This is a genomic window from Limosilactobacillus coleohominis, from assembly GCF_016901675.1.
Lineage (GTDB): Bacteria > Bacillota > Bacilli > Lactobacillales > Lactobacillaceae > Limosilactobacillus > Limosilactobacillus intestinavium.
Genome location: NZ_JACJKU010000008.1, coordinates 16783 through 35939, shown reverse-complemented (window position 1 = coordinate 35939; position 19157 = coordinate 16783). Strand labels below are relative to the sequence as shown.

Annotated in this window: 15 protein-coding genes and 1 pseudogene; all 16 read left to right on the top strand. The window is 37.9% G+C overall.

Features of this window, described 5'->3' with window-relative positions:
• A pseudogene (locus tag H5975_RS08670) lies at positions 1 to 100 on the top strand (transporter substrate-binding domain-containing protein); the annotation flags it as partial.
• A gap of 190 nt (positions 101 to 290) precedes the next feature.
• The gene (gene yfmF / locus H5975_RS01690; protein WP_204784614.1) at positions 291 to 1541 is read left to right on the top strand and encodes an EF-P 5-aminopentanol modification-associated protein YfmF; all 1251 of its coding nucleotides are present in this window, start codon (positions 291 to 293) and stop codon (positions 1539 to 1541) included.
• A 5-nt stretch (positions 1542 to 1546) separates the two neighbouring features.
• Positions 1547 to 2836 (top strand): EF-P 5-aminopentanol modification-associated protein YfmH, encoded by a 1290-nt coding sequence (gene yfmH, locus H5975_RS01685; RefSeq protein WP_204784613.1) that lies wholly within the window; start codon positions 1547 to 1549, stop codon positions 2834 to 2836.
• An 86-nt stretch (positions 2837 to 2922) separates the two neighbouring features.
• A complete protein-coding gene (locus H5975_RS01680; protein WP_204784612.1) occupies positions 2923 to 3969 on the top strand; it encodes a helix-turn-helix domain-containing protein in 1047 nt (348 codons plus the stop codon).
• Between the two features lie 18 nt (positions 3970 to 3987).
• Positions 3988 to 4572, top strand: a complete 585-nt coding sequence (gene pgsA / locus H5975_RS01675) for a CDP-diacylglycerol--glycerol-3-phosphate 3-phosphatidyltransferase (protein WP_178659776.1) — start codon at positions 3988 to 3990, stop codon at positions 4570 to 4572.
• A 71-nt stretch (positions 4573 to 4643) separates the two neighbouring features.
• Positions 4644 to 5894 (top strand): competence/damage-inducible protein A, encoded by a 1251-nt coding sequence (locus H5975_RS01670; RefSeq protein ID WP_204784611.1) that lies wholly within the window; start codon positions 4644 to 4646, stop codon positions 5892 to 5894.
• An 82-nt stretch (positions 5895 to 5976) separates the two neighbouring features.
• Positions 5977 to 7047, top strand: a complete 1071-nt coding sequence (recA, locus tag H5975_RS01665; RefSeq protein WP_178659772.1) for a recombinase RecA — start codon at positions 5977 to 5979, stop codon at positions 7045 to 7047.
• A gap of 180 nt (positions 7048 to 7227) precedes the next feature.
• Positions 7228 to 8778 (top strand): ribonuclease Y, encoded by a 1551-nt coding sequence (rny, locus tag H5975_RS01660; RefSeq protein WP_204784610.1) that lies wholly within the window; start codon positions 7228 to 7230, stop codon positions 8776 to 8778.
• A gap of 99 nt (positions 8779 to 8877) precedes the next feature.
• A complete protein-coding gene (mutS, locus tag H5975_RS01655; protein WP_204784609.1) occupies positions 8878 to 11514 on the top strand; it encodes a DNA mismatch repair protein MutS in 2637 nt (878 codons plus the stop codon).
• Between the two features lie 11 nt (positions 11515 to 11525).
• On the top strand, positions 11526 to 13517 hold the full coding sequence (gene mutL / locus H5975_RS01650; protein WP_204784608.1) for a DNA mismatch repair endonuclease MutL: 1992 nt from the start codon (positions 11526 to 11528) through the stop codon (positions 13515 to 13517).
• A gap of 15 nt (positions 13518 to 13532) precedes the next feature.
• Positions 13533 to 14138 (top strand): Holliday junction branch migration protein RuvA, encoded by a 606-nt coding sequence (gene ruvA, locus H5975_RS01645; RefSeq protein ID WP_204784607.1) that lies wholly within the window; start codon positions 13533 to 13535, stop codon positions 14136 to 14138.
• 42 nt (positions 14139 to 14180) lie between these two features.
• Positions 14181 to 15173 carry a Holliday junction branch migration DNA helicase RuvB gene (ruvB, locus tag H5975_RS01640; protein ID WP_428832673.1) on the top strand — a complete coding sequence of 331 codons (993 nt, stop codon included), beginning with the start codon at positions 14181 to 14183 and terminating at the stop codon, positions 15171 to 15173.
• A 10-nt stretch (positions 15174 to 15183) separates the two neighbouring features.
• Complete coding sequence (locus H5975_RS01635) at positions 15184 to 16200, top strand: tRNA-guanine transglycosylase (RefSeq protein WP_204784605.1); 1017 nt, start codon at positions 15184 to 15186, stop codon at positions 16198 to 16200.
• Positions 16201 to 16298: 98 nt separating this feature from the next.
• Positions 16299 to 16694, top strand: coding sequence for a preprotein translocase subunit YajC (yajC, locus tag H5975_RS01630; protein ID WP_204784604.1), 396 nt, complete (start codon positions 16299 to 16301; stop codon positions 16692 to 16694).
• A gap of 69 nt (positions 16695 to 16763) precedes the next feature.
• Positions 16764 to 17708: a DHH family phosphoesterase gene (locus H5975_RS01625; RefSeq protein ID WP_204784603.1), complete on the top strand. Its 945-nt coding sequence runs from the start codon at positions 16764 to 16766 to the stop codon at positions 17706 to 17708.
• 17 nt (positions 17709 to 17725) lie between these two features.
• Positions 17726 to 19108, top strand: a complete 1383-nt coding sequence (locus H5975_RS01620; protein WP_204784602.1) for a DEAD/DEAH box helicase — start codon at positions 17726 to 17728, stop codon at positions 19106 to 19108.
• Positions 19109 to 19157 lie beyond the last annotated feature (49 nt).

Here is a 19157-nt window from a genome sequence, read left to right as displayed (position 1 = left end):
TAACCAAGGTTTAGGTCACTTGCAAAAAACAGGTGAATTAAGAAAGATTAATCAAAAATGGTTTGGAACTAATAGTAATTATCTTGGACCAAACAATTAATTTGGAAAATGACGGATAGAAAGAATAATAACGGTCAGATAATGGGGCCCCAGTGTACTGATAACAGCACGCTGGGGCTTCCTGTCATTTTGAAGTTGGCAAAAACTTTGATATAGCTGTTTCTTGTATTTTGATTTAAAAATGCGTATGATATTTCATACATTGACTAATAGAGAAAAGGGGATAAGGAATGCAAATTAGTTTAGCACGAGGTGTAAGGTTACATATTATCCCTACTGATAAATATACGACAACCCGGATTTTAATTAGTTTTGCTACAAAGCAAACAAAGCAAAACAGTGCTGTGCGGAACTTGCTAGTTAACTTATTAATAAATGGAATGCAAAAATACCCTGACCAAACTGCAGTTGCACGGCGGTTATCTGAAATGTATGGTGCTGAGTTAGATGGGTATGTAACAAGAATTGGTACTGTTCATAATTTAAGAATTAGTTTAAACATCGTTAATGACAATGTGCTTCAACATCATCTATCTAATGAAGCCGTTCACTTTTTGCATGATTTATTGTTTCATCCATTGATGGAAGGTGGAGTACTCTCACCACAGAGTTGGCAACTTCAAAATAAAAATTTGATAGCAACGTTACAATCATGGAATGATGATAGGCAATATTTAGCAGCTAAGCGTCTACTTCAGCTTTATTTTGCACATGATTCGATTATGCAAATGCCAAGTGTGGGAACTGTGGAGGCATTGACCAGCATTACTCCAGACCAGTTGCATGAGGCGTATTGTTCAATGATTGCAAACGACCAAATTGATATTATCGTTGTGGGTAACGTTGATGAACCGCATTACCAGAAATTATTTAAAGAATGGGAATTTAGTGATCGTGATCAGAATTTGAGTAGGAATATTTTTTATCAACAGGGTCTTAAAAGTGAGATTGCGGATGATTATGATTTTGATGATATTCAGCAATCTAAGTTAGATCTCGCTTACCGACTGCCAATTTATTTTTCAGATAAAGAATATTACCCTGCTTTAGTGATGAATGGCTTATTTGGGGCTAGTCCATATTCATTATTGTTCACAAATGTTAGGGAAAAAGCTAGCCTCGCATATTATGCTTCGAGTGGATATCGACCGTTTAACGGTTATGCCTTTGTTCAATCCGGCATTAATAGTCAAGATCGTGATAAGGCACAACAACTTATTCAGCATCAACTAATGACGATACAAGATGGAAAAATTAATGATCGGCAATTAGACAGAGTAAAAAAGAATATTATCAACGGCTATCTATTAGGGCAGGACAACCCTGCACGGTTAGTGGAGCGTGAACTAGTGAGTGCCTTGATGAATCGGCAGCTTGATAATAACGAGATTACGCAAATAGAAGATGTTAATATTTCAGAAATTGTTAATGTGGCTCAACAAATGAAATTACAGGCGGTTTATTTTCTAGATGGGAGATAAAAATAGTGGAGAAGAGGATATACCAGCAGTTTAATCAAACTGTATATCATCAAAAATTAAATAATGGCATGGATGTGACCTTAATTCCACGGCAAGGATTTAAAAAAGCTTATGGAATTTTAACAACTAATTATGGTTCGGTAGATAACCGTTTTTTTACTAAAGGATCCACTCAAATCACTAAAGTACCGGATGGAATTGCTCATTTTTTAGAACATAAGATGTTTGAAAAAGCTGATCATGATGCATTTGATATTTTTGGTGAGCAAGGAGCTGATGCCAATGCCTTTACTAGTTATACACAAACAAGTTATCAGTTCTCAGGTACCACAAATATTCAAAAAAACGTACGAACATTGTTAGATTTTGTTCAATCACCATATTTTTCAGTGGCCGGGGTTCGGAAAGAGCAAGGAATCATTGGTCAAGAAATAAAAATGTATAATGACAACCCTGATTCACGATTATATACAGGAACCATTGCGCATTTATATCCGAATGATCCAATGCATATCGACATTGCAGGAACCGTTGAAAGCATTGGGGAGATTACCCCAGAACTTCTAATGAAGTGTTATAAAACATTCTATCAACCTAATAATTTGAAATTAGTGGTGGTTGGTAATATTGATCCTGAGACAACGTTGAATTCAATTGTGGATGAAGAACAATTGCATCGTGGAGAATTTGAAGAATTTCAACGTGGTGAGATAATTAGTCAACCAAATGGCAAAGATGTGATCAAGACTGGTAAAGAAGTGATGCCGATTACCAGGCCGAAGGCGATGATCGGAATTAGGGGATTGAGAGTCTTTGATAATCATGAAGATCGATTAAAATACAAACTTGCTTGTGAATTAATGTTGGAAATGTTGCTGGATGATACTACAAAAAATTATTTGCAACTATATAATGCAGGATTAATCGATGATTCGTTCAGTTTTAGTTTTGAAATGGAACGTGGTTTTCATTTTGCTACAATTAGTTCTGATACCGATGAACCGGAACGATTATTTGAAGAAATTCAAAAAATTTTGTTGACGGGAAATGATAAACTGGAAAATATGACGGACGAGTTCATGAACACTAAACGTGGTGCATTAGGGCGATTAATTATGAGTCTTAATTCTCCAGAAGCAATTGCTAATCGCTACTCGTCATCTTTGTTTGGCTCGATTAACATCTTTGATGAAATTGAAATTTTACGTTTTATTACAATGGAAGATTTATATGCGGCCTATCAACAGTTTATTGCTCCGTTTAGATTAACTGAATTTATGATTCAACCAAATTAATATGTAAGAGATTCTTAGGATTTGAAAGAGCGTAAATATGCTATACTAGTTTTTGGTTTAAATAATGAAGAGTGAGGGACTTTACAATGAGTGAAGAACAAGACAAACAGCTCAATATTGGAAAAAAATTAAAGGATGCTCGTGTTGCGAATGGTTTGACTTTAGATGACCTCCAACAGGCAACCAAGATTCAAAAAAGATATTTAATTGCAATTGAAGATGAAAAATTTGATGAATTACCTGGCGACTTTTATGTGCGTGCATTCATCAAACAGTATGCAAATACTGTTGGCTTAAATGGCAATGAATTGCTTCAAGAATATGATGACTATTTGCCAAAAACTAAAACAGAAGATTATTCAGAACACCTGAATCAAGCGGTTGAAACTCGACGAGATGGTGCAAAGAGAACGACAGCGGCTGATCGAATTGATGGTATCAGACGCTATTTACCAACCATTATTGTCAGTTTGATTGTCATTATTGTTTTAGCTGCTATCTGGGTAACAGCCATTGCTCGAAATCATAAAGATTCTTCCAAAATCGATAGCAGCTCAGTTTCTGTTTCAGGAGAGTCAAGTAAAAAGAAGGCATCTTCAAGTTCAAAGAAAAAGACTAAACAAAATAATAAAATTAAGTTTACTGAGTCTTCTCGTAATGCCAATACAGTAGCTTACCGTACTAGTAAGCCACTCAGTAAAAACACCGATTTACAGATTTCTACAACCGGATCATCAACTAATAGTGTGAACGTTGATGGTAGAAACCGTTTAAATCAAACAATGGTTGCTAATGATAAGAAGACTGTTGTATTAGCTAAGAACGCTAACACTGTTACTATTCGAGTAAGTAATGCTCGGGTCACCAAGATTAAAATTGGTAATCAGACGTTAGATTTCACTGACAATAACCGTTACCCAGCAACACGTGTAATCACAATCACGTTTGGTGGATCTACCACAAGTTCAAGTAGTTCAAGCAACACCACTCGTACTGCTAGTCAAAACTCTACCAGTAATGTTCAAAACAATCGGACGGTACAAAACAGGAATAGTCAAGTGACTACTAATAACAGCAGCGTTAATAACCAAAGAACTGCTAATAATGGAAATCAAACCAACAATCGGCAGTAAAGTTATGGAGGATTTACTTTGAATTTACCTAATAAACTCACAATTGTGAGACTTATCATTATTCCGTTTTTCTTAATTTTGATGGTTGTACCATTTGGTTGGGGAAGTGTTAGCTTCTGGGGTGCTACAGTACCTGTTGCCCAATTAATAGCCACAATTTTGTTTATTGCCGCTACCATTACGGACAATTTAGATGGTCGGATTGCCAGAAAGAATCATTTAGTTACTAATTTTGGTAAATTTACTGATCCATTAGCAGATAAAATTTTAGTAATGACGGCTTTTATTGTTTTGACTGCAAGCCATGATGTTCCTGCATGGGTAACCAGTATTATCATTTGGCGCGAATTGGCAGTTACTGGGTTACGATTACTAATTGTTGAACAAAACGGTCAAGTTTTGGCTGCCAAAATGCCTGGTAAGATCAAAACAACAACGCAATTTATCGCCATCATTTTCTTGTTATTACATAATGCTATTTTTGCAATCTGGAATATTCCATTTGGGCAAATTATGTTGTACATTTGTTTATTCTTCACTGTTTATTCTGGAGCAGATTACTTTATTCAGGGAAAAGGAGTATTCTCCGACGGCTTCAAATAGAAAAAAGACTGTTGAAATAATTAATTTATTTCACAGTTTTTTTTCGTCTTTAGATAATAAGGAGGTTATTTATGGATGCAGAGATTATTTCCGTTGGGACGGAAATTATTTTAGGACAAATCACTAATACCAATGCCAGATATTTAGCAGATCAGCTTCGTCAATTGGACATCAAAAGTCATTGGGAGACCACTGTTGATGATCACCCTTCCAGAATTATTGAAGCGATTAAGCAGGCTGAGAAAAGGGCTCATTTAATCTTTATTTGTGGGGGCCTAGGGCCAACTGATGATGACGTCACGATGTCCAGTGTTGCTTCGGCATTAGATACAGAATTGGAATTAGACCAGGATTATTGGGTTAAACTTCAAAACGATTTTGCAAAACGGCAAGTTGATTTAGCACCAGAAAATATAAGACAAGCATATTATTTGAAGGGCGGGGAACCATTAAGCAATCCTGTTGGGCTAGCGTTAGGGTCAATGATTACTCAAGGCCATCATACCTTCGTTGTTCTGCCAGGGCCTCCTCGAGAATTTAAGGCCATGGTTAGTAATAGCTTGATACCAAAACTGCGACAACTGACAAATGGTCGGACAATAATGAGTGCCAATTTACATTTTGTTGGTTATCCAGAGTCCTCATTAATGGATGATATCAATCATCTGTTAGAGCCTTATCCAGAAATAATTGCAACTTCCTATGTACAACCTGATGAAACACAAGTTCGCTTAACTGTGTATGATTTAGCAGAGGAACATGCTCAGAAGATTATTAACAAAGCTAGCTCAGTAATTATTGAAAAATTAGGACAATATTATTTTGGAACTGGTGAGAATATAACGTTAGCTGGAGAAGTGGTGCAAAGACTGGCCAGTCATCATTACACAATTTCGGCGGCGGAAAGCTTAACTGGTGGATTGTTCCAAGCAACATTGTGTTCGGTTCCAGGGGCATCGCGTGTTTTTGAGGGAGGCTTTGTAACATATGCCACTCAAATGAAGACACAACTACTAGGAATCCCCAGTGAGTTTATTGAACAATATGGGGTAGTAAGTGGTGAAGTAGCAGGTGCTATGGCTAAAATGTCTGCTGAAAAAACTGGGGCAAACATTGGTATAGGATTTACAGGAGTGGCAGGACCTGATACTTTAGATGGTCATCAAGTAGGAGAGGTTTGGGTTGGCATTCAATATGATGGTCAACTTATAAAGCGCCAGTTACACTTATCACAAAAAATGGGTCGAGAAGCGATTCGTCGGCAAAGTGTACAATTGGGCTTATTAATGCTTCTTCATTTATTATTGCATAAAACAGAATAATTCGAACATTGGTTCGATTTTTCCTTGTTTTTTGAAAAAAAACTGATATGATTAAATCAGGTTCCTGATAAGGAGGAAAAAAATGGCTGATCAAAGAAAAGCTGCATTGGATAATGCACTTAAGAAGATTGAAAAGAACTTTGGAAAGGGTTCAATCATGCGGATGGGTGATGCAGCTGACACTCAAATTGCTACAATTTCTAGTGGATCATTAGCGATTGATGAAGCATTAGGTGTTGGTGGTTATCCCCGCGGACGAATAATTGAAATGTATGGTCCAGAAAGTTCTGGTAAAACTACGGTTGCCCTTCATGCTGTGGCAGAAGTACAAAAACAGGGTGGTACAGCTGCATACATTGATGCAGAAAATGCTCTTGATCCACAATATGCTGAAGCGCTGGGTGTTGATATAGATAATTTACTTCTTTCGCAACCAGACACTGGTGAGCAAGGTTTGGAAATTGCGGATGCCTTAATAGCTAGTGGTGCAGTTGACATCGTCGTCGTAGATTCAGTTGCGGCATTAGTTCCACGAGCCGAAATTGAAGGCGAAATGGGTGATACTCATGTGGGTCTTCAAGCTAGATTAATGTCACAAGCTTTACGAAAGCTTTCTGGTGAAATTAATAAAACTAAGACCATTGCAATCTTCATTAACCAAATTCGGGAAAAAGTCGGCGTAATGTTTGGTAATCCTGAAACTACACCAGGCGGGCGTGCATTAAAGTTCTATTCTACAATTAGAATGGAAATTCGCCGTGGGGAACAACTTAAAAATGGTACAGATGTGATTGGTAACCGTGCGAAGATTAAAGTTGTGAAAAATAAGGTAGCTCCACCTTTTAAACGTGCAGAAGTTGATATTATGTATGGTACTGGTATTTCAAAGACCGGTGAATTACTTGATATGGCTGTTGATAAAGATCTCGTTAAGAAGAGTGGTGCGTGGTATTCTTATGGATCTGATAGAATTGGTCAAGGTCGTGAGAATGCCAAGAAATGGCTAGAGGATCATCCCGAACAAATGCAAGTCTTAATGACGAAAGTACGGGAAGCCTATAACATGCCAGTTAGCGAAGAAGAGAAGGCAAAAGCTAATGGTGATGATAATTCTAGCCAACAAGAAACAATTGAAGAAGCCTCAAAAAAATAAATAAAAATAGCAGAATTGGTTAAAGCCTTTTGACCAGTTCTGCTTTTATATATGATGCATTATCCATTTATTGACACCGTTTGAAACAACGATTAAAATTAACTTTGTACGTGTTTTTACACGTTATTCAATTTTAATTGATGAATTTCACAACTCAATAGTTGATTTGGAGGTGTCATAATGGAAATTATAATGACAGCCGTCATCGCTATTGTTGCTTGTGTTTTTGGTTATGTAATCCGTAAAATGATCGTTGAAAAACAAGTTGCGGAAGCCAAAAATAATGCTAAGGAAATTATTTTATCTGCCAAAAAAGAAGCGGCCACTTCTAAAAAAGAAGCCATTTTGGAGGCTAAGGAAGAAAGTCACCGTTATCGTGAAGGCGTAGAAAAAGATCTACAAGATCGTCGTCAAGATGTTCAAAAACAAGAAGAACGCTTGATTCAACGAGAAAACACTTTAGATCGTAAGGATAGTGCCTTAGAAGATCGTGAAAACGTAATTAGTTCGCGTGAATCGAAATTAGATGAAAAACGGGAACAAGTACAAAAAGATCATGAACAAGTAGCAAATTTAATTAAGCAACAACAACAAAAATTACAAGAAGTTGCTGGATTAACAAAGGATCAAGGGAAAAAGCTCTTGTTGGACCAGTTAAAGGATGAACTGGCATCTGAACGAGATAAGATGATTCGAGAAAGCGAAGAAGACGCGCAGTTAACTGCAGAGAAAAAGGCAAAGAATTTAATTGTGAATGCCATTCAAAGAAGTGGCGCTGATATGGTGTCGGAAGCAACCGTTTCAGTAGTGAACTTGCCAAATGATGATATGAAAGGACGAATTATCGGTCGAGAAGGTCGTAATATTCGAACCTTAGAAACACTAACTGGGATTGATTTAATTATTGATGATACTCCAGAAGCCGTTGTATTAAGCGGGTTTGATCCTGTACGTCGTGAAATTGCAAAGATGGCTTTGGAACGCTTAATTCAAGACGGGCGAATTCATCCGGCAAGAATTGAAGAGGCCGTGGAAAAGGCTCGGCAAGACATGGATGCTCAACTACGAGAAGTTGGGGAAGAAACGATCTTTGACCTAGGAATTCATAGTATGCATCCTGATTTGATTAAAATAATTGGTCGGATGAAATATCGAACTAGTTACGGCCAAAATGTATTACAGCATTCCATTGAAGTTGCTAAATTGACGGAAATCATGGCTGCTGAACTTGGTGAGGATACAGTGTTGGCTAAACGCGCAGGACTGTTACATGATATTGGTAAAGCAATTGATCATGAAGTTGATGGGTCACACGTTGAACTAGGGGTTGAATTAACCCGGAAGTATAAGGAAAACCCTGTTGTAATTAATACAATTGCTTCTCACCATGGCGATGTGCCTGCTACTTCAACCATCGCGGTACTTGTCCAGGCTGCAGATGCGATTTCAGGAGCTCGACCAGGAGCACGGAGTGAGTCATTAGAAGAATACATCCAACGTTTGAAGCAGCTGGAAGACATTGCTAATCAGCATCGTGGTGTTGATCATAGTTATGCAATTCAAGCAGGACGTGAAGTGCGGGTCATTGTAAAGCCAAATAAAGTATCGGATAATCAAGCGGCTGCATTATCACATGACATTAAGCACGAAATTGAGGACCAATTAGAATATCCGGGACATATTAAAGTCACGGTAATTCGGGAAGTCCGGGCCATTGATTATGCTAAATAAAAACAGGGCTGGGTGTGATTCCCGGTCCTTTTCATTACAGATTGAACAACTTATTTTCAACATGGAACTAATTATGTAAAGGATAATGAGGTGACTTGCGTGGCAAAAAAATTAACTCCAATGATGGAACAGTATCAAAAAGTGAAAGATCAATATCCAGATGCTTTTTTATTTTATAGATTAGGTGATTTTTATGAACTGTTTAATGATGATGCCGTCAAGGGAGCTCAATTACTAGAACTTACTTTAACCAGTCGTAGCCACAGTTCTAAAAATCCTATTCCAATGTGTGGTGTACCACATCGTGCAGTAGAAAATTATGTGGACATTTTAATTGACAAGGGCTATAAAGTTGCTATTTGTGAACAAATGGAAGATCCAAAGAAAGCCAAGGGGATGGTTAAAAGGGCCGTAACTCGGTTAGTCACTCCAGGGACGCAAATGGATTTGAAAGGTGACCAGGCGCAAACAAATAACTATCTTTCTGCGATCTATATTAATGATCAAACATTTAGTTTAGCTTATACAGATCTCTCTACTGGTGAATTAAAAACAACTACTTTTCAAAGTGAGGCAACATTAATTAACGAGCTGATTAATTTGCAAACCCGTGAAGTGGTTCATTTAGAGAAGCTACCAGCTTCATTGATTGATCAGTTGCAAAAGCGCAATATTTTGATTTCAAGTCAACCTGAAATATCTAAAGAATCTGAAGTCAGTTATTTAATACAAAATCTAGATGATAAAAATCAGAAACACGTTGTAGCTATTCTAGTTTCTTACTTATTAACAACTCAAAAACGATCGTTAGCGCATTTACAGATTGCTCAGGCTTATCAACCTAATTCCTTCATGAAGATAGATCATTATTCTAAAACTAATTTGGAATTAATGACTAATATGAGAAGTGGCAAGCGGCAAGGAACACTGGTCTGGTTATTAGACGAGACCAAGACAGCAATGGGTAGTCGGCTATTAAAGCGCTGGCTGGATCGTCCGCTGATTAATCAAGAACAAATTATTGAGCGACAAGACAAGGTTCAGGTATTGCTGGATAACTATTTTGAGCGTAAGAATCTTCAAGAAGAATTAATTAAAGTATATGATTTGGAACGACTAGCTGGTCGGGTAGCATATGGTAACGTCAATGGACGTGACCTCATCCAATTAAAAACGTCACTACAACAAGTTCCCAAAATAAAGTATGTACTAGAAACAATGGATTCACCAGTGTTGGACGAATTGGTTAACAAGATGGATCCACTGGAAGATATTGCCAATTTAATTGATCAGGCAATTGTTGATGATCCACCGATTTCTGTAACTGAGGGTGGAGTGATTAAAAATCATTATAATGACCAACTCGACCAATATCGTGATGCCATGAATAATGGTAAACAGTGGATTGCTGACCTACAACAAAAAGAACGTGAAACCACTGGTATTAATAATCTTAAGATTGGCTATAACCATGTTTTTGGTTACTATATTGAAGTTACTAAGGTTAACTTAGATAAACTTCCTGAGGGCCGTTATGAACGCAAACAAACTTTAACCAATGCCGAGCGTTTCTCTACGCCTGAATTGAAAGAAAAAGAAGCGTTAATACTAGGGGCTCAAGAAAAGTCCACCTCTTTAGAATATGACTTATTTGTGGAGGTCCGAGAGAAAGTTAAAGCAGCAATTGAGAGGTTACAAACATTAGCTAGTGCTTTGTCTGAATTGGATGTTCTTCAAAGTTTTGCAGTAGTTTCTGAAGATTACCATTTTGTTCGACCTCAACTGAATCATGATCACCAGCTAATGATCAAAAATGGACGGCATCCAGTGGTTGAAAAATTTATGGGGCACCAGGAATATGTCCCTAATGATGTCAAAATGGGAAAAGATACAGATATTTTATTGATTACTGGACCAAATATGTCGGGGAAAAGTACTTACATGCGTCAACTAGCGCTATCAGCTGTAATGACCCAAATTGGTTGCTTTATTCCTGCAGATAAGGCTAATATGCCGATCTTTGATCAAATTTTTACCAGAATTGGTGCAGCGGATGACTTGGTTTCTGGTGAAAGTACATTTATGGTTGAAATGATGGAAGCAAATAATGCATTAATGCATGCAACGCCAAATAGTCTGATTCTGTTTGATGAGATTGGTCGGGGAACTGCAACTTACGATGGGATGGCACTTGCTCAGGCGATTATTGAATATGTTCACAATAATGTTCACGCCAAAACATTGTTTTCAACACACTATCATGAGTTAACCTCATTAGATGAGCAGTTGCATAAATTACACAATGTTCACGTTGGAGCAACTGAAAAAAATGGTGAACTGATATTCTTGCATAAGGTTACATCCGGTCCGGCAGATAAGTCTTATGGGATTCACGTTGCTAAGCTGGCAGGAATGCCACAACAGTTACTGACACGGGCTAATCAGATTCTTAATCAACTGGAAGGGCAACATGGAAATGACCATGTAGTCGGTCAAAATCAACAAGACAATGTTGTTACAACAGTTAATGAAAAACCATCTGAGAACACTGAAAAGGTTAATGAATTACCAGAAGAAAAAAATGGACAGTTAGAATTGTTCCCTACAGATTCACAGCCACAGCTTTCAAAGAAGAATGCTCAATTGCTGAAACAGATTAAAGATTTAAACTTAATGGGAATGACACCAATGGATGTAATGAATAAAGTTTATGAGTGGCAGCAAAAACTAAAATAGGGTGATTAAACTTGGGTAAAATTCATGAATTAGATAATGTCTTAGCAAATCAGATTGCTGCTGGTGAGGTAATTGAGCGACCGGCCTCAATTATTAAGGAACTTGTCGAAAACTCATTAGATGCTCGTAGCAAACGGATTGATATCATTGTTACAAAAGCGGGACTTGGAGAATTGCGGGTTATTGATGATGGAATTGGGATTGCTGAAGATGATGTTAAAGAAGCATTTAAACGGCATGCCACCAGTAAGATCAATACTCGACAAGATCTATTCCGAGTTCAAACAATGGGCTTTCGAGGTGAAGCTTTACCCAGTATTGCTTCAGTAGCGGATGTTTTAATGACCACTTCAACAGGTGGTGATGCCGGTACAATGATACATTTGCACGGTGGGAAAATGACGGATTTTGCCCCAGCACCGGCTCGCCGAGGAACAGATGTTACTGTTAAGGAATTATTTTTCAATACACCAGCACGTCTAAAATATTTAAAATCACCGCATACAGAATTAAGTCGCATGGTGGATATCATTGATCGATTAGCACTGGCAAATCCTGATGTTGCAATATCTTTTACTCATGATGGTAAAGAATTGTTTCGTTCGGCTGGTAATGGAAACCTTCAGCAAGTCATTGCTGCTATCTATGGTGTTAAGGCAGGACGTAAAATGCTACTAATTCAGGGTGAAGACAATGATTTTCAAATAAGCGGATACGTCTCTTTACCTGAATTAACACGAGCTAGTCGCCAATACATGACCATTACCATTAATCATCGTTATGTGAGAAATTACCAGTTGTCGAAGGCGATTATTGATGGATATGGGTCAAAGTTAATGGTGGGACGTTATCCGATTGTAGTAATTAACATTGACTTGGATCCGCTATTAGTGGATGTTAATGTTCATCCAGCAAAACGTGAAGTAAGATTAAGTAAAGAACCACAACTATCGTTATTAATTAGTGATACTATTCGTCGTCAAATCGCTAAGCAAAACTTGATTCCGGATGTGGGTGACAAAGCGGATCAATTAATTGTGCCTAATCCCATTAATAATGTTCATGATACGCAACAATCATATCGACCAAAACGTTATTCTGATCAGGTTAAACAGAACTTTGTACCAGATAATAAGATTAATCCAGCTTCTGCGGGAGGTAGCGATAGTGCTGTCGATGATCCAATTATTGTTCATAATCTTCAAGAATTAAATGAGCAGTCAATGAAGGAATTTGATAACCGTTATCGTAATGAGCAGGTACAAACGTTCGATAATAATGGTGTTGATACTGAAACCGTGAATAAGACAAAGGAGGGTCAACACAGCGAAGAGCTTCAACTGGATATTGATGATAAGGCAGATGAACAAACCAAACGTTTTCCAACATTGCAATATATTGGTCAGCTCCAGGGAACATTTCTGCTTGCCCAAGCCTCAGACGGCCTATATATAGTTGACCAGCATGCAGCACAAGAACGGGTTAATTATGAGCGATTTAGAAAAGAAATTGGTAATGTTTCAGATGATCAGCAAAATTTCTTGAATCCAATTGTTTTGAATTATTCAGTTCCAGATGCATTAAAAATTAATGAACATTTAGATGTTTTAAATGATTTTGGAATTCATCTAGAACAATTTGGTCAAAATAGTTTTCTATTATCTAGCCACCCGACTTGGTTTATCGATGGTCAGGAAGAGGACACTGCCAGTGAAATGATTGATTGGGTAATTAACAATGGAAAATTAACGGTTGCTGAATTTAGAGCTAAAACGGCAATTATGATGAGTTGTAAACGTGCTATCAAAGCCAATCATCGGCTGGATGATTTACAGGCAAAAGCATTGCTCAAGAAGCTTCCAACTTGTGAGAACCCATTTAATTGTCCTCATGGACGCCCAGTGTTAATCCATTTCACTGATACAGATTTAGAAAAATTGTTTAAACGAATTCAAGAATCACATCAACCGTTTGCTGATGATTTTGATGATCATGAATATTAAAAAGGGAGGCAAAGAATGTACGAATATTTAATTGGCAATGTTACAGATGTTCAACCTGATTACATTGTGGTTGAAGTCCAAGGGATTGGTTATCGAGTGCAGGTAGCAAATCCTTACAGCTTTGACATTAATGAAACTCCAGCAAAAGTATATATTTATCAGGCGGTTAGGGAAGATGCGATTAGCTTATTTGGTTTTCATAGCAGCGAAGAAAAAAAACTATTTCAAAAGTTGCTGAATGTTTCCGGAATTGGTCCTAAAAGTGCCTTAGCCATTTTAGCCAATCCTGACCATCAGGGACTGGTTGAGGCAATTGCTAATAATAACGTCAGTTATATCACAAAATTCCCCGGTATTGGTAAGAAGACGGCTTCTCGAATTATTATTGAATTGCAGGATAAAATTGAAGCATTATTACCGACGTTTAAGCTAGAGCCGCAAATTTCAAATCAACCAGTTAATGATGATCAGATGAACCCCGAATTAAAAGATGCTTTGGCAGCACTTAAGGCATTAGGATATACTGAAAAGGACGTCAAACGAACCCAAAAAGCTTTGATTAAAGAACCGCCAATGAGCACAGATCAATATTTGCGACATGGGTTGTCATTGTTGAATTAATGAAAGGAGATGGCCAGGCAATTGAGTGATCAATCAAACATTATGTCGAACCAGTCCACTGGTCATGATGAAAATGTAATCGAGACAAGCCTCCGTCCCCAAGTATTGGCTGATTATATTGGGCAAGATAAAATAAAAAAAGAACTTCAGGTCTACATAGCAGCTGCTAAATCCCGAGAAGAAGCATTAGACCATGTCTTATTATATGGTCCACCAGGACTAGGGAAAACAACGTTAGCAATGGTCATTACTCATGAAATGGGGGTTAATATTAAGACAACGAGCGGTCCTGCAATTGAAAAGCCAGGTGATTTAGTAGCTTTACTAAATGAGCTACAAGCTGGTGATGTTTTATTTATTGATGAAATTCACCGGTTACCAAAAGTCGTAGAAGAAATGCTATATTCAGCAATGGAAGATTTTTATATTGATATCGTTGTTGGTGAAGGACCTACTGCACATCCAGTTCATTTTCCATTGCCACCATTCACACTAATTGGTGCCACAACACGTGCGGGTGCATTATCCGCGCCACTACGAGATCGTTTTGGAATCGTGGAACACATGGCGTACTATAATGCGACAGAGTTAAATCAAATTATCATGAGGAGTTCCCGAATATTTAATGTACGAATTCAGGATTCAGGAGCACATGAATTAGCTCTTCGTTCACGAGGAACTCCCCGAATCGCCAACCGGCTGTTAAAGCGAGTTCGTGACTTTGCGCAGGTTGCAAAGAAACCTGCAATTGATCATGAGATCGTTGTTAAAGCTTTAAAGTTACTTCAAGTCGATAATAAGGGATTAGATGAAGTCGACCGGAAAATGTTGATGACAATGATTAATTTTTATCATGGTGGTCCAGTTGGTGTCAAAACGATTGCTGCAAATATTGGAGAAGAGGTTGATACAATTGAAGAAATGTATGAACCATACCTTCTGCAAATTGGTTTTATTTCCAGAACTCCGCGTGGGCGAATGGTCACGCCTGCTGCTTATGAGCATCTCGGAATAGAGTATCATCCCCAAAAATAGGAGTATGGACATGGTAAGTACTTTTGAAATTCAACAGGTAAGTTTAACTAATAAGCACGTTAGAAGTGGCATTTTGCATACAAGTAGTGGAATCATTAAAACTCCAGCTGTGATTCCATACGCAAAAAATGGGTTAGTTAGTCCATTAACTTCAGAAGAACTAAGGGAAATTGGTTGCCAATCATTAGCAGTTAATATTTTGCCATTAAGCATTCAACCAGGGACGCAGACATTGGAATCATGTGATTCGGTTGGAAGTTTCTTAAATTGGGCGGGGCCTGTTATTTCATTTGTGGATCAATTTTCCTCCTTAGAGAAAGTCAAAAAAAACGCCGGAGAATTGGGTGTTCGATATGAGGAGCCGTACTCAGGTGCTCATAAAAGAATCACTGGTAAGCAAGCTCAACAATTGCAACAAATTGGCCAAGCAGATATTCAATTACCATTGTTTCAAAATGCATATTACTACGCACCAGTTGACGACTTAAAAACGGCATTAAAAATAAATATACAATGGCAACAGCAAGGCGAAAGTTCATGGGGTGTAATTGGCGGAGCCGGTTTGAAAGAGCTGCGAAAATTAAATTATCAGCAAATCGGTAGTAAAGATGGTTATCTAATAACTAATCTTCCTGATGAACAAACTGAATGGCAAAGGATCGTCCACGAAACGATCGAAATATTGCCAAACGACAAGCCACGGATGTTGGCAGCAACCAGCAATGAGCAAATTAAGCTAGCATTACTAGCAGGTGTTGATATCATTGTTACCAGCATTCCCATTGAAATGGCTCATCAAGGACAAACCTATATTAATAATCAGATTGAAAAAGTGAGTTATGAACAGTACCAAAATAGTCAGGATAAAATCAATATAACCGCTCAAAACGAAGTTAATTTATCATATTTACATTATTTAAGTCATATCCATAGTTCAGTCGGTGATCATTTATTGGGATTGCGTAACTGGAGATGGTTAAATTCATACTTTAACAAGGTACGAAGTGAGATTGGTATCAAGTCGTAATGTGCTCTTTGATAAATAGTGGTAATTTGTTGTAATCTTTGGTATTCTTAAAGGTGAATTATTTTTAGAAGGGATGAAGTGTTTTGGGTAGTCAAAGTATGTCAAGCATCATTTTGATTTTGTTGATGGTTGTATTCATGTATTTCTTCATGATCCGTCCACAACAAAAGCAACGGAAAGAACATCAATCAATGATGAGTAAGTTGCGTCCGGGGGACCACGTTGTAACAATTGGTCGGCTTCACGGTGTTGTTAGTGAAGTTAACGAAAAGGAAAAAACAGTGACGCTTGACTGTGAAGGTATTTACTTAACATTTGACCTTGTTGCCATTCAACGAGTGGTATCAGCTAATAAGGCCAATACAAGTAATGAAACTAAACCAGCAGATACTAAGGAATCTCCAAAAGAAGAAGCCGCTCCTCAAGAAATCAAGGCTGAAGATAAGGCTGAGGATTCTGCTGAAGATGGTGAGAATACTGATTCAGCCAAATAGTGCGAAAAGCTGGGAGCAATCCCAGCTTTTTTCTTTCAACTTCATCTTTTATTTAAAAGGAGAATAACAATGGAAATTCTAGATGAAATTTATGCAAATATCAAAAAATATCCTAAGATTATCATTCATCGACATCAACGCCCTGATCCAGATGCTTTTGGTTCGCAAGTTGGGCTTGCAGAAATAATTAAGGCATCTTTCCCTTATAAAGAGGTTTATGTAGTTGGCAAGGATTTTCCTAGCTTGAATTGGATTGGGAAAATGGATGACTTAAAATCAAATGAATTCAATGATGCGCTGGTAATTGTAGTTGATACCGCTAATGCACCGCGGATTGATGATCGGCGATTTAATAATGGTGATAAATTAATTAAAATTGATCATCACCCAAATGATGAGCCCTTTGGTGATTTAATGTGGGTTCAGCCAGAAGCATCAAGTTGTTCAGAAATGATTTATGATTTTTATCAACACTTTGCTAATGACTTAAAGTTACCTGCAAAGGCAGCTAACGCATTGTATGCTGGAATTGCTGGAGATACCGGACGTTTCCTATATCCAGCAACGACGGCCAGAACAATGTTAGTAGCAGGGGCTTTAATTGCTCATGGGGCGGATGCGGCAGGTATTAGTCGGCGTGAAGACCAAATATCAGTAGCATTGGCTCGCTTATCTGCATACGTATATGAAAATCTAACAATTTCTGATAGCGGGACTGCATATGTAGTTTTAAGTAATGAAGTTTTAAAACGGTTCGGATTAACAGAAGCAGGGACGTCAGCTGTAGTTCCCCTCCCAGGAAAAATTGAAGATGTTAAAGCATGGGCAATCTTTGTCGAACAAGAAGACGGTCACTTCAGAGTACGATTACGGTCTAAGGGTCCAGCTATTAACGAATTAGCTAAGAATCACCAAGGGGGTGGACATGCTCTCGCAAGTGGTGCCAAAGCAGCTGATACTGATGAAATTAACCAAATCGTGGAGGAATTGGAAACTATTACCAGTACTAATTAGAATGAGAGGAAATACAAATGAGTACAACTTTTACAGAATTTAATTTAAAAAAATGGTTGTATCCAGCCTTAAAGGCGATTAATTTTGTTCAACCGACGCCTGTCCAGGAACGAGTGATTCCTGAAATACTAAAGGGAGAAAATGTTGTAGGTCAATCACAAACTGGTTCTGGGAAAACTCATGCATTTCTACTGCCCATTTTCTCTATGATGGATCCTAAACTTCAAGAAGTTCAAGCAGTAATTACAGCACCTAGTCGAGAACTGGCTTACCAGACTTATAATGCAGCTAAACAATTAAATAAATATGCTGATCCTAGCTTCACCATTCATAATTATGTTGGTGGAACCGACAAAGAACACCAAGTGGAACAACTACAACGGAAACAACCACAATTGGTAATTGGGACACCTGGACGTATTTTAGACTTGATTAATTCAAATGCGCTTGATGTTCACAAGGCAAAACAATTTGTCATTGATGAAGCTGATATGACTTTAGATATGGGATTTCTAGAGCAGGTTGATCAAATTGCCAGTCATTTTCCAGAAAAATTGCAAATGATGGTTTTTTCAGCAACAATTCCAGTTGGCTTGCGGCCTTTTCTTAAAAAGTATCTGGAAAATCCGACAGTTGAGGAAATCCCAACCGAAACGGTTATAAATCCGAATGTTGATAATTGGTTGATGTCTACTAAGGGGCGCGACAAGAATAACTTGATTTATCAACTCTTGACCATGGGTGAACCATTTTTAGCTTTAGTATTTGCTAACACACGTGAACGTGCCACTGAACTCCACGATTATTTAACTCAACAAGGCCTTAAGGTTGCTTTGATTCATGGGGGATTAGAGCCACGTGAACGTAAAAAAATGATGCGTCAAGTTCGTAATATGGAATTCCAGTATGTGGTGGCAACTGATTTAGCGGCTCGTGGGATTGATATTGAAGGTGTATCTCTCATTATCAACGATGATATTCCTACTGACTTGGAATATTTTATTCATCGTGTCGGTAGAACAGGACGTGCTAACATGAAGGGAACGGCCATTACACTTTATGCTCCCGCAGAAGATGACCTAATTTCTAAATTAGAAGAACGTGGAATTAAATTTACTCCAAAGGTATTAACAAATGGTCGCATTAAAACAACCTATGACCGAAATCGTCGGCACAGTTATAAGCGTCGTAAAAAGGCGTTAGATCCTACGATGAAAGGATTTGTGAAGAAAACTAAGAAGAAAGTTAAGCCTGGATACAAAAAACGAATTAGGAACAAAATTAAGGAAGAGGCCCGTCAACAGGCAAAACAAGAACAACGACACAAGTTACGTAAAGCAAAGCGGGCGCGTCAACGTCAACACCGAATGGAACGACAAAAACAAGAATTCGGTCGTTGATTTTAACTGGAAGTGAGTCTATAATAAAACGCGTCTGGGATATGATTTG